The 13,020-nt window shown below is 45.4% G+C and carries 12 protein-coding genes and 1 pseudogene; 3 read left to right on the top strand and 10 right to left on the bottom strand.

Features of this window, described 5'->3' with window-relative positions:
• Positions 1-34 precede the first annotated feature (34 nt).
• From fba to iolA, 10 genes and pseudogenes are all read right to left on the bottom strand, one after another.
• Positions 35-907, bottom strand: coding sequence for a class II fructose-1,6-bisphosphate aldolase (fba, locus tag JMN17_RS07550; RefSeq protein WP_087991943.1), 873 nt, complete (start codon positions 905-907; stop codon positions 35-37).
• A gap of 20 nt (positions 908-927) precedes the next feature.
• The gene (gene iolI / locus JMN17_RS07545; RefSeq protein WP_087991944.1) at positions 928-1,764 is read right to left on the bottom strand and encodes a 2-keto-myo-inositol isomerase; all 837 of its coding nucleotides are present in this window, start codon (positions 1,762-1,764) and stop codon (positions 928-930) included.
• An 86-nt stretch (positions 1,765-1,850) separates the two neighbouring features.
• Positions 1,851-2,720 (bottom strand): sugar phosphate isomerase/epimerase family protein, encoded by an 870-nt coding sequence (locus tag JMN17_RS07540; RefSeq protein ID WP_087991945.1) that lies wholly within the window; start codon positions 2,718-2,720, stop codon positions 1,851-1,853.
• 18 nt (positions 2,721-2,738) lie between these two features.
• Positions 2,739-3,773 (bottom strand): bifunctional inositol 2-dehydrogenase/D-chiro-inositol 1-dehydrogenase, encoded by a 1,035-nt coding sequence (gene iolG / locus JMN17_RS07535; protein WP_202327821.1) that lies wholly within the window; start codon positions 3,771-3,773, stop codon positions 2,739-2,741.
• Between the two features lie 22 nt (positions 3,774-3,795).
• Positions 3,796-4,011, bottom strand: a pseudogene (locus JMN17_RS07530) (MFS transporter); the annotation flags it as partial.
• Positions 4,011-4,904 carry a myo-inosose-2 dehydratase gene (iolE, locus tag JMN17_RS07525; RefSeq protein ID WP_202327820.1) on the bottom strand — a complete coding sequence of 298 codons (894 nt, stop codon included), beginning with the start codon at positions 4,902-4,904 and terminating at the stop codon, positions 4,011-4,013. The pseudogene JMN17_RS07530 and the gene iolE, both read right to left, overlap by 1 nt.
• Positions 4,905-4,920: 16 nt before the next feature.
• Positions 4,921-6,834, bottom strand: a complete 1,914-nt coding sequence (gene iolD / locus JMN17_RS07520; protein ID WP_202327819.1) for a 3D-(3,5/4)-trihydroxycyclohexane-1,2-dione acylhydrolase (decyclizing) — start codon at positions 6,832-6,834, stop codon at positions 4,921-4,923.
• 32 nt (positions 6,835-6,866) lie between these two features.
• The gene (gene iolC / locus JMN17_RS07515; protein WP_087991949.1) at positions 6,867-7,844 is read right to left on the bottom strand and encodes a 5-dehydro-2-deoxygluconokinase; all 978 of its coding nucleotides are present in this window, start codon (positions 7,842-7,844) and stop codon (positions 6,867-6,869) included.
• Between the two features lie 23 nt (positions 7,845-7,867).
• The gene (gene iolB / locus JMN17_RS07510; RefSeq protein ID WP_087991950.1) at positions 7,868-8,683 is read right to left on the bottom strand and encodes a 5-deoxy-glucuronate isomerase; all 816 of its coding nucleotides are present in this window, start codon (positions 8,681-8,683) and stop codon (positions 7,868-7,870) included.
• Between the two features lie 74 nt (positions 8,684-8,757).
• Complete coding sequence (iolA, locus tag JMN17_RS07505) at positions 8,758-10,221, bottom strand: methylmalonate-semialdehyde dehydrogenase (RefSeq protein WP_202327818.1); 1,464 nt, start codon at positions 10,219-10,221, stop codon at positions 8,758-8,760.
• A 413-nt stretch (positions 10,222-10,634) separates the two neighbouring features.
• On the opposite strand from iolA, the gene iolR reads away from it, so the two are divergent.
• The 3 genes from iolR (at position 10,635) to JMN17_RS07490 (ending at position 12,942) form a co-directional block, all read left to right on the top strand.
• Positions 10,635-11,390, top strand: a complete 756-nt coding sequence (gene iolR, locus JMN17_RS07500) for a myo-inositol utilization transcriptional regulator IolR (protein WP_087991952.1) — start codon at positions 10,635-10,637, stop codon at positions 11,388-11,390.
• A gap of 53 nt (positions 11,391-11,443) precedes the next feature.
• Positions 11,444-12,376 (top strand): aldo/keto reductase, encoded by a 933-nt coding sequence (locus JMN17_RS07495; protein ID WP_202327817.1) that lies wholly within the window; start codon positions 11,444-11,446, stop codon positions 12,374-12,376.
• 251 nt (positions 12,377-12,627) lie between these two features.
• A complete protein-coding gene (locus tag JMN17_RS07490) occupies positions 12,628-12,942 on the top strand; it encodes a DUF2628 domain-containing protein (protein ID WP_121641573.1) in 315 nt (104 codons plus the stop codon).
• Positions 12,943-13,020: the final 78 nt, after the last annotated feature.

The following is a 13,020-nucleotide window of genomic DNA, read 5'->3' as shown; positions in this document are numbered from 1 at the left end:
CAAAAGCACTCACGATGACGTGAGTGCTTTTTCTTCAGCTGACTTGCTGTCTAGCGGCTTTTCCCGCTGAGCCGAATTCTTTCATTTTGCTTTTCACTGTTTCTTTTACCGCGTCAATTCCCGGCGTCATATAGGCGCGGGGTTCGTATAAGTCCCGATTTTCTTCAAACATGACGCGCGTTTTTTCTGCCCATGCCACCATACATTCCGTATTGATGTTGATCTTCGCGTGACCAAGCTGAATTGTTCTTGCGATTTGATCAGCCGGAATTCCCGATGCGCCGTGAAGAACAAGCGGAATATTCGTGACCTTAGCGATTTCCTCCATCTCTTTGAATCCGAGCTTAGGTTCACCTTGATACTTTCCATGGACTGATCCAAGCGCAGCCGCCAGGGCATCAATATTGGTTTCTTCCGCGAGACGCTGGCACTCATGAAGATCAGCGTATTTGACGCCGCCCACAAGGCCGTCCTCCATGCCGCCTACCGTGCCGACTTCAGCCTCCACTGACACACCGTGAAGCTTGGCATAATCCGCTACCTCTTTCGTCATGGCGATATTCTGATCAATCGGCGAATGTGATCCGTCAATCATGACCGAGCTAAACCCTGCGTCAATGGCTTGTTTGCAGCGCTCCACACTGCTGCCGTGATCAAGGTGAAGGACAACGGGAACGGTGATTGACAATTCTTCCATTAATGCATTGACCATCACGGCTACGGTTTTGAATCCGCCCAAGTAGTCGATCAGCCGATCTGATGCCGCCGCAATGACAGGAGACTGTTCTTCCTCCGCAGCCCGCAAAATCGCTTTTGTCCACTGCAGGCCATTAATATTAAACTGGCCGATTGCGTAATGCTCCCGTTTTGCATCTTCAAGAAGCTCTTTCATCGATACAAAAGCCATGTTCACCCCTCCTTTATCCATTACATGTTGAAGTATTTTGATACAACATCAACCGTTGTTTTTTTCGCTGTTTGAATGGCTTCCTCGGCACTCAGCTTATAGTATTCAGGCCGGAAAAGCTCAACCGATACAACATCAGAGAAACCGATTTCTTTGAGGGCTGATAAATGGGCATCTAAGTCAATCGCCCCTTGGCCAGGCCACACACGATCCTCATCCGTTAAAAAGCCGATTGGGAAATCTTCGGTATCGTCGATGTGGTAGATGAAAATTTTCTTTCCGTCCGCCTGCTTTAAGCTCTCAATATTTGAACCCATCGCATGGAAGTGGAAACTGTCAAGGACAAGCCCGACATTGTCACGGTTGACTGTGTTTACGATGTCGTACGCCTGTTCAAACGTATTGACCGTACATTGCGGATGCCCGACAAATTCAAGCGCGATTTTTACGCCGTACGGCTCCGCGATATCTGAAAGCTCAGTCAGCATCTCTACACTGCTCTTTTTGATCTCTTTTTTTACAATCTTCTGCTCAGTCACAAGCGGAACGGCCACGACATATTTTACGCCGAGGGTTTTGCACGTTTCCATCATGTCTTTAAATTCAGCGATGATCTCATTTGTGTCCTTTTCATCACGGTTGTTGAAAAAAACGAGTGCGTTTAAGGCAAGCGGTTTAATGTGATGGGTTTGAAAATACTCCGCAAGATCGTCCAATGAATGGTTTTTTAAGTACTCCGGCAGCTTATCCAATGTGCGGATTTCAATATAATCATAGCCGTGCTTTTCGCACAGTTCTAAATCCTGTTTAAGATTTGAGTTTTCCAATGTTGTGGCTTCATTAAAACAAAGTTTCATGTCAGACTCCCCCATCTGCGTTTTAGATATGAAGGGAGTTCGGCAGGGAGGCTGTTCGCCATATCCCGCCGAACTCCATGCTCAGCTTATGCCAGACCTAATTCTTCTTTCATTTTTTGAAGCATAAAACGGCTTGATTCATCCGCTCTTTTGTCAACCCAAGCAAATACGGCGTTGGTCGCAATTCCATCGAACTTCATTTCTCTCATCTTTCTGAAAATCGTCTCAAAATCAACCTCGCCTTGGCCAATGTCCAAATGCTGGTGAACCGTTACTTTCGCGTCAGGCGGATTGACGATATAGCGCAGGCCATGAGCCGCTTTATGATTATAGGTATCCGCAAATAAAACATGTGTGAGGCGGTCGCCGGCTTCGTCAAACATTGTCTCGATGTCGCCTTTGCCGTCATCATAGAAGAAGGTATGCGCAGTTGAATAGACAAGATTGATCCAATCCTTGTCAAGCGCGCGGATCATATCCATCGCACCTTTGTGCGTTTCGATAAAATCGTATGGATGGGCTTGAAGATTCAGTTTAACGCCTTCTTTTTCAAAGACTGGCAGAAGCTCATCCATGGATTTGATAAATTTTTCTTCACTTGTTAAAGGATCATATTTTGAACCGCTGAATTCACTGTTCATCAAATCCACTTCAAGTTCAACCGCAATTTCGATCGCCCTTTTCCAATTGCGCACCGCAGCCTGGCGGCGGTCTTCATCAGGACCCGCCCAGTGGTAAAGAGGGAGGAGCGATGAAAGCTTAACACCTGTATCCTTTAAAAGCCGCTTTAATTGTTTAATCTTTGCTGAATCGACCTTCGGATATTTATAGAATGGACAAAAATCCTCGCGCGGCGATAGCTCAATATACTCATAGCCAAGCTCCGCCGTTTTATAAACCATTTCCTCCAACGTTAAATCATCACGATACATCGATGGATCCAATGCTAATTTCATATTTTCACTCCTCTACTTTTAGTTTTCAACTGTTGTATAAGATTGATAGAATTCCGGCTTTTCCTTCAAATCAACTTTTTCTTTTTGTCCGGATTCCTGGGCTTTTACACACGCGTCAGTCGTAACAGCGGCAATATAGCCATCCCACGCCGTCGGTCCGCTGACCTCGCCTTTCTTTTGAATGGAATCAATGAAGTCTTGGATTTCTACGTCGTACGCGGCCACAAAGCGTCTCTGCCAATCCATCAGAATATCTGTGCTGAATTTGCCTTCTTTTCTCATGCTGATTCTTGATGGTTCAGGGAGCTTGATGACACCGTCTTCTCCGACGATTTCACATTGAATGTCGTAGCCGTATTTACAGTTCACATAGATTTCTGCATTGATGACGATGCCGCCTTTTGTTTCAATGACTACGATTTGCGGATCTTTTAAATGCGGAAGCGCGTTTTTCGATTTTTTCGGATAGATGACTTGAACGGACTCGTAGTCATCATTGACGAGCCAGTGCAGCACATCAATTTCATGAACAAGCGTATCAACAACGGCCATATCCGTTGTGTAATTTTCGGCAACACTTGGGTTGCGGTGCGCGCAGTGAATCATAAGCGTCTCACCGATGATATGGTTATCGAGCGCTTCCTTCAGCTGTACGTAACCGCTGTCATAACGGCGCATGAAGCCGACTTGAACAAGGCGTTTGCCCACTTTGATTTCCTCTTCGATGATGCGCATGCATCCTTCAGCCGTTGTCGCGAGCGGTTTTTCACAGAACACATATTTTTGGGCGTTAATCGCTTTCAGTACGCTCGATTCATGCGCAGGCCCCCAGCTTGTCACTAAGACAGCGTCTACATTTTCGTCGGCAAGAAGACTGTCATCATTCGGATAAACCGCCGCGTTTAATTGGTATTGCTCAACGACCTTTTGCGCGGCTTCTTGATTCACATCCGTTACAGCCACGATTTCCGCACCGGACAGCTTGTTCGTGATGCGGTTAATATGTTCTTTTCCGATTGCTCCAGTTCCAATTACACCAATACCTAAACTCATTGACAGCCACTCCTTCTGTTGGTTACATGATTTTGCTTTCTGTTCCTTGCTTTACTTGGGTCCGAGGAGATCCGTAGAGTTCCTCCTGAATTTGTTCAAGCGACTTGCCAGATGTATTCGGCGCGAAGAGAAGCCCGATGATCATACTGGCCGTCACACATCCGGGAAGAATTGCAGCCATTGTTCCAATGCCGAAATTGGTCATAACCATTGGGACAAACAGACTCCAAACCCCCATTAAGCCAGATTCAACAACTGCTTATCAATATAGTTTCTGGCGATCAATGCATACTCAAGCGGGTTTGCCACATCAGGGTCCTGTTCAGCTTCAACGACAATCCATCCGGAATAATTGTTCTTTAACAGCAGCTGATATACGTCTCTAAAATCAATGCATCCATCACCGGGAACCGTAAACATGCCTTTTAAAAACGATTGCCGAAACGACTTCCCTTCAAGCCTGCACTGTTCCATGACATTCAGTCTGGCATCTTTAAAATGCACATGCTTAATGCGGGCGAAATGCTTCTCAAGCATTCCCATGTAGTCTCCGTCAGAAATATAAGCATGGCCTGTATCATAGAGGAGGTGTACATGCGCAGGGTCTGTACCCGCCATCAGACGGTTCACTTCTTCCGCCGTTTGAACGCCAGTGCCGAGATGATGATGATAGACAAGCTTTAAGCCATGCTGATCGGCAATTTTGCCAAGGTGATCGAGCCCTTCACAAAGCCGTTCCCATTCTTCATCATTAAAGTACGGTTTATCTGTGAACACGTTTTTTTCCAGGCCTTGCACACTGTAGGTTTGTTCAGAGACAACAGCGACATCCGCTTTTACTTGCTGTAAGTACTCACAATACGCTTTAAACGCCTTTGCTGTTTCTCCGAGTCCGTCTCGGAGGATGAAGCTGCTGAACCATTTTCCTGCGATCCGCAAATTCCGAAGCTTCAGCTCTTTATTCAGGATGGCAGGTTCAGGGAAAAAGCCCCCGACTTCCGTGCCTTGAAAACGCGCGACGACAATATCACTTAACAAATGCTGAAGAGTATTTCCCGCTCCGATTTCAGGCATATCATCATTCCGCCACCCAATGGGAGCAATCCCCCACAGGATTTCATTTTTGCCCATCTATGATGCCTCCCCTCTAATACTGCTTAGCAGATTCCAGCATTTTCTCTTTTGCTTCGTATGCTTTCTGAACACTTTCTTGTTCAGACACCTCTGCTACGCCGACATGCCACCAGCTGTCATAGCCGTCCGTCATTGTTTTTGGCAGAACCTTCATTTCAATTAACGTTGATACGTCCTGTTTCTTCGCATCCTCTAACGCCTCTTTTAACTCTTCTACTGTGTTCGCACGATAGGTTTTCGCGCCGTATCCCTCAGCAACTTTCGCATAATCGACATTTAAAATCTGGTTGTCATCTGTGCGGAACTCACAATAGTAGCTGCCGCTGCCATGATCCATTTGCAAGTTGTTGATACATCCAAAACCAGAGTTATCAAAGAGCAGCACATTGATTTTCTTGTTGTACTGAATCGCTGTAATCAGCTCAGAGTGAAGCATCAGGAAGCTGCCGTCTCCGACAATGGAATATACTTCTCTGTCAGGGTGGGCCAGTTTAAGCCCAAGTGTCCCGGACACTTCATAGCCCATGCAGGAGTACCCGTATTCCAGGTGATACGTATTCGGAACATTTGAATGCCACAGACGCTGTAAATCTCCTGGAAGAGAGCCCGCTGAACAAATGATTACGCTGTCTTCAGCAATCGTTTCGTTGATTGTCAGCAATGCCGTTGTTTGCGGAAGTTCCGTATTCAACGCGTCAGCGTATTCATTTAGAATCTCTTGAGAGAAATGATGTTTGATTTCCGGATCAAACGCTTCCCGTTTAAATGCCACTTTGCTGAGGCATTCGCGTTCAGCGAGCCATTCGTCCTTCAGCTCCTTGATCGTTGAGCCGAATTCACTCTTATAGCCTGCAAGCAAGCCGTGCAGTTTGCCAAGCGTTACTTTCGCATCCGCCACCACTTGGAACGCGTCGAGTTTATACGCCTGCATTCGGCTGACATTAATGTTCAGGAACTTCGCTTTATCAAAATCAAAAGCGGTCTTAGAGGATGTCGCAAAATCCGTATATCTTGTGCCGATGCCGATAATCAAATCAGCTTGGCGGGCCGCTTTATTTGCCGCAAGTGTACCTGTGATGCCCATTCCGCCGAGGTTGTTCGCAAAATCAGCTTCAACTGTCGACTTTCCTGCCTGCGTTTCAACTAACGGAATGTGATACGCTTCAGAAATGGCAACCAATTCATCGCGCGCACCGGAATATTTTGCGCCGCCGCCGACGAGGATCACAGGATTTTTGCTGGCTTTCATCAGCTCCGCCGCACCTTGAAGCTCGCGTTCGCTCGGCTGCATGCGATCAATATAGTGAATCCGTTTGACGAAGAAACTTTCATCAAAGTCGTATGCTTCTCCTTCCACATCCTGAGAAATACAAATCGTTGCCGGACCTGCTTTTGCCGGATCAGTCATGACTTCAAACGCGCGCAGCAAACTGCTCATGAGCTGCTCAGGGCGCGTAATGCGGTCCCAGTATCTCGATACAGGTTTCAATGCATCGTTTGTTGTAATCGCCGCACTGTATTCTTGCTCCATTTGCTGCAGTACAGGGTCTGGCTGTCTTGTCGCAAATGTATCTGCCGGAATGAAGAGAACCGGGATATTGTTTGCCAATGCAGTGCCGGCCGCTGCTACTAAGTTGGCCGCTCCGGGTCCGACGGATGTAGAGACCGCATATATCTTTCTTCTCAGCATTTGTTTGCTGTACGCCATTGCGGCATGCGCCATTCCTTGTTCATTTTTCCCTTGATAGACTTTCAAATGGCCTGCATCCTGCTCAAGCGCCTGGCCAATCCCTAATACGTTACCATGACCGAAAATCGTGAAAATCCCTTCAACGAAAGGCTCTTCCTTTCCATCTACATGGATGTACTGCTGGTTTAAGAATTTAATCAGCGCTTGTGCTGTTGTTAAGCGAATTTTATTACCCACAAACGATCCCACCTTTACTCGATCTTTTTCAATTATGACTGTGCTTCAATAAGCTGTACGATTTCTTCCGCAGTCGGCATCGCTTCTGACGAACTGTGCTTGCTCACCACAATGGAGGCTGAAGCGCTGCCGTATTTCAATGCCGTTTCGATATCTTTTCCGCTGACAAGGCCATAGATGAAGGCTGACGCATAAGAATCACCAGCTCCAAAGGTTTTCAGCACGTTTGTCTTGTACGCTTGCGCTCGGAATACCTCGCCTGATTTGCTGTATGCGTAAGAGCCTTCGACGCCGTGTTTAATGACAACGAGGTCGGCTGAATGCTCAAATAAATGATTGACTGATTCCTCATTGCTTCCGCCTGTGCGATTTTCCATGGCGTCAAATTCATCGCGTGTGCCAATGACAATATCAGACTGCTCGGCGACCAAAGAATAGTAAACGGCTGTTTCATCCGCTGACTGCCACGTATATGGGCGGTAATCCAGTTCGAACACCACTTTGACCTGATGCTTTTTCGCATATTGAACAGCTTTCAACACCGCTTCCCGTGACGGGCTTTTGGCGAGCGCTGTCCCCGAAACAAGCAGCATTTTCGCCTTTGCGATATACGCCTCGCTTACCTCTGAAGGCTCCAGATAGAGGTCTGCCACATCATCGCGATACATTAAGATGCTGCACTCCTCAGGGCTGAGGATTTCTGTAAATGCAAGGCCCGCTTTATGGCCATCTTGATCAACAATCATCTGCGTTGTGTCAACGCCGGTATTTCTCATATAGGACTCTATGAATCTTCCATGCTGGTCATCTGGAATTTTGCCGATGAATCCCGCTTTTAAGCCTAGCTTCGCGCTGCCGATCGCGATATTCGCAGGTGAACCGCCGACGTATTTCGAAAACGTCATCGTTTCTTCCATTGGGCGGTTGTATTCCACTGCGTTCAAATCAATACATGCCCGGCCGATGGCAACAATATCAAAAGCCTTCTCTTCATTGAATGTATACTTCATCGTAAACAGCCACTCCTCACTTGTTAGCGTTCTAAAATCCACTCATGCGCCGGGTCGTTATGAAACTTCCATTTCCGCGTCGGCCCTGCCATGACATTTAAATAGTAGGATGTATATCCATCCGGAACGCCTACCGGGTGGTATCCAGCAGGAACGATGACAACGTTTTCATTTTCGACGGTCATCGTCTCGTCAATGGAGCGGTCATCTGTATATACGCGCTGAAACACAAAGCCCTGTCCCGGATCTAACTCATGGTAGTACGTTTCTTCTAAGAAAGATTCTTCCGGCAAGTTGTCTTGATCATGTTTATGAGGCGGGTAGCTGGACCAGTTGCCGCTTTCTGTATAGACTTCAACTACTAATAGGCTGTTAGCTGAAGGGTTTGAGTCCGGAAGAATGTTGTGAACAGTCCGTTTGTTTGAAAACTTCCCGCGATGCTCAATTCCGGTGTCTTCCGCTTTGATTAGCTTTGTTGGAAGCTGTTTTTCTGATGGAGAATAGCAAAGCGCCACTCTTGCGTCGCTGACCGCTGTAATCTCAAATGCACGGTCATTTGAAATATAGACGCTGTCTGTCGGTTTTCGTTCGAATACGCTTTCACGTGTGCCGATATTCTCAAAAGTCGACTCATGATCGGTCACTGTGATTTTTCCCGTTACTGCCACAATACAGATTTCTTGTTTTTTCAACTCTTCTGCATAGCTGGAACCGGAAGCGAGATCTAACACTTTAAACTCTACATAGGTGAGATCAGAGTTGGATTTCGTTACTTCGTGCACCAGTTTGACCCCATTCGATCCTTCATTCGACTGCGGCTTACGCAACAAATAACTCATAGTGAAGCCCTCCTCTTTCTATTGGCAGAATGAGTCCGAACAGCGCACATGGACGCCGTTCGGCTGTTCGTCGTTTAGTTGAAATCAGGCGCCGGATATCTTGCTGTAACCACTTTTTTACGCGTATAGAAGTCGACGCTGTCTTTTCCGTTCGCATGCAGCGTTCCAAAGAATGAAGACTTCCAGCCTGAGAATGGGAAGAACGCCATTGGAGCCGGCACACCCAGGTTGATGCCGAGCATTCCCGCATCGATGTTTTCACGGAAGTAGCGGATTGCATTTGAGTTGGATGTGAACAGGCAGGCACCGTTCGCAAACTCAGACTTATTGGCAATTTCAATCGCTTCTTTCAGGTTTTTCACGCGGATAACAGATAAGACCGGCGCGAAAATTTCATCTTTCCAGATCGTCATCTCTGTCGTGACATTGTCAAAGATCGTCGGGCCGACAAAGTAGCCTTCGTCAGACCCATTTTCACGTCCGTCACATACGAGTCTCGCGCCTTCTTCCAAACCTTTTTCGATATAGCTGAGTGTGCGTTTCTTGTTGTCTTCGCGAATAACCGGTCCTAAGAACACGCCGTCATCAAGGCCGTTACCGATTTTAATGTCAGCCACTTTTTCCTGCAGCTTCGCCATAAACTCATCAGCGATTCCTTCTTCAACCGTCACAACCGCACAAGCCATGCAGCGTTCACCGGCAGAACCGAAGGCTGCTCCGATGATGTTTGTGATTGTGTCTTCGAGATTCGCATCGTTCAGGACAATCGTATGGTTCTTCGCTCCTGTCAAAGATTGAACGCGTTTTAAGTTTTCGCTTCCTTTTTTGTAAACGTATTCGCCGACCGGCTTGGAGCCTACGAATGAAATCGCTTTAATTTCTGGATGCTCGAGGATGCCGTTCACAACGTCATGCGCACCGTATACGACGTTGAATACCCCTTTCGGAAGACCCGCTTTTTCAAAAAGCTCAACCAATTTCTCTGTTAACAGCGGCGTCCGCTCAGATGGCTTTAAAATAAATGTGTTTCCGAGCGCGATTGCCATCGGGAACATCCAGCAAGGAACCATCATCGGGAAGTTGAATGGCGCGATTCCGCCGACAACTCCGATTGGGTAGCGGTAGTTGGCCGCTTCAACGTCCGTTGCGATGGAAGCAAGCGAGTCACCCATCATCAGGGAAGGTGCTCCAGCTGCGAATTCCACGTTTTCAATTCCGCGTCCCACTTCTCCAAGCGCTTCTTTTGTGTTTTTTCCATTTTCAATGGTAATCAGATGAGCAAGTTCTTCTTTATGCTGAGAAAGCAGCTGCTGGAAGTTAAATAGAATTCTGGCACGGCGTGGAACCGCCACTTTTGACCAGGTTTGAAATGCCTCAGCCGCTTTTTGCGCAGCGTACTCAATATCCTCTTTTGTAGAGATCGGCACTTGGCACAGCACTTCTTTCGTCGCCGGATTAACAACTTCTTCGTATTGATCTGTTTTGCTTTCAACCCATTCACCGTTGATGTAGTTTTTTAATTTTCTGATTTCTGCCATTCTTATTGCCTCCTTCATTAGTAAACACATACACTTGTATGGATGGTTCAAGATAGATTCATATCAATATCCACTTTTCAGCAAGCCAAGAATTAAACGCTTTCAAAAAAACCAAAAAAATAAATGGCGATGCAATTTGAGATAAGCAACCATTTCATGCACATCAGGTTACTTTTTGGTCATTTCTTGGTTATATTCTAATCGCACAATACCCATAAGTCAATCATAAACACTACATTTTTTCATTATTTTTATTATATTAATCTTTTAACTAATTAAGAGATAAACAAGAAGTCCGTCGATTCTTGCAAAAGATATACACCGGTGTTATCATTTTTTAAGTAACTATTGATTAACTCTTGGTTTTTATTATATATTTATGTTACGTAAAGATTCAAGAAGGAGTTTTTAATATGAAACTGATGCGGATTCAGGAAATGGAGGAGTACATATTATCGCATGGCACTGTTTCCTTAGATGAGCTGTGCCAGGTGTTCAATGTCTCTAAAAACACAGTCAGACGAGATATCAACAAGCTAACAGAAAAGGGTGCGATTGAAAAAGTATACGGCGGCGTAACATCTATTGAAAAAACCGCATTAGTTCCTTTTGAGAATCGCACCATTCAGCACCAAGATGAAAAAACAAAAATCGCCCATTATGCCTCCCGTTTTATTGAAGATCACGATTTGATCTTCATTGATTCAGGAACGACAACAAAGTCTATTCTCGATACGCTTGACCCGGCCAAAAATGTCACCATTTTAACCAACAGCTTAGACATTATCAATGCGGCGTCAGCTTTGAAGAATATCAACTTAATCATTATCGGAAACAACTATAAGAGAAAAACCCGCTCCTTTGTCGGCATGGACGACCCGGCTATGCTTGATAAGTACAACATCAACAAAGCCTTTATGTCCGCTACCGGAACGACGCTGACACACGGATTGACCAATTCCGATCTGCTGGAGTACGACATTAAAAAAAGGATTTCGGAAAAAGCAAAAGAAGTGTATTTATTGGCTGACCATTCTAAATTCGGAAAATCAACACTTTTGACATATGCGCCGTTTGACAGGCTGCGTTGCATTGTGACATCTCAGCCATTAGATGACGAGTACACACAGTACTGCAATGAGCACCAAATCAGCATTCATCTGGCCTAACGGTTACAATAGTGTTGAGAGTCTTTCATCCATTTTATTCTAGGAGGCAGATCATGAAAAAAGCTACGCTCGGAAAATCAGACTTGCAGGTATTCCCTATCGGATTAGGAACAAATGCTGTCGGAGGACATAACCTCTACCCGAACCTGAATGAAGAAACCGGGAAAGAACTGGTACGCGAGGCGATCCGTAATGGTGTGACCATGTTAGACACCGCTTATATTTACGGGATCGGCCGTTCCGAAGAGCTAATTGGTGAAGTGCTGAGCGAGTTCAATCGCGAAGATGTCGTCATCGCGACGAAAGCGGCGCACAGAAAAGAAGGAAATGACTTTGTCTTTGATAATTCACCAGAATTCCTTAAGAAATCAGTTGATGAAAGCCTGAAGCGTTTGAATACGGATTATATCGATTTATTCTACATTCACTTCCCGGACGAACATACGCCGAAGGATGAAGCGGTTAACGCGCTGAATGAGATGAAGCAAGCCGGAAAAATCCGTTCCATCGGTGTATCCAACTTCTCTTTAGAGCAGCTGAAGGAAGCTAACAGAGACGGCTTGGTAGATGTCTTGCAAGGCGAATACAACCTGTTAAACCGTGAAGCGGAAAACACATTCTTCCCGTATACGAAGGAGCATAATATTTCATTTATCCCTTACTTCCCGCTCGTATCAGGATTACTGGCAGGAAAGTATACAGAAGATACAACGTTCCCTGAAGGAGACCTGCGAAACGAACAGGAACACTTCAAGGGCGAGCGTTTCAAAGAAAATATCAGAAAGGTCAACAAGCTTGCGCGGATTGCCGAAAAGCACAACGTTGATATCCCGCACATCGTATTGGCTTGGTATTTGGCAAGACCGGAAATTGATATTTTAATCCCTGGGGCAAAACGTGCCGATCAGCTGATTGATAACATCAAAACAGCCGACGTAACGCTTTCTCAAGACGATATTTCGTTTATTGATAAGCTGTTCTCATAATAAAAGGAAACCCGCCTTCTCACTTAGGAAGGCGGGTTTTGTATATTAATCTTGATCGCATTTCCCATATTTATACTTAATTGGATTTATATCATCCTTTTTTTCGTTTTTTTAAATTTGAAGTTACTTTTTCCCTAAAGTAGTAGTATGATAGGAATTGTTGAGCAGAAAATGAACTTTGCAATCTTTCTTTTGTCTTATTTTTCTTTGATTCTGCTTACGATATCATCTTAGAGAAGAGGTTGAATACGATGAAGGTTTTGCTGAAAAACGAAGGCGGACTGACAAAGGAAGTAAAAGTCGGATTTAGCTGGACGACTTTCTTCTTCGGGTTTTTCCCTGCGTTATTCCGCGGTGATTTAAAATGGGCTGCGATCATGTTTATTATTTCTGTCGTTCTTGGCTCATTTACGTTAGGAATTGGCGGCTGGGTCAGCGGCATTGTTTTCTCATTTATTTATAATAAGCTTTACATAAAAGAACTGATCGAAAAGGGATACCGCCCAGCAAACGAAGAATCCCAAGCGATTTTAGAAAGAAACCAAATCGTTACACCTGCAGCATAAGAATGAAAACCTTACCCCATTAGGAGTAAGGTTTTTTCATGACATTTCCCCTTCGGCACATGAAATACAGATGCAGAA

Origin of the sequence: Bacillus sp. RHFS10, from assembly GCF_016757475.1 — a bacterium.
GTDB classification, from domain to species: domain Bacteria; phylum Bacillota; class Bacilli; order Bacillales; family Bacillaceae; genus Bacillus; species Bacillus subtilis_G.
This window is presented reverse-complemented; position numbering and strand designations above follow the sequence as displayed.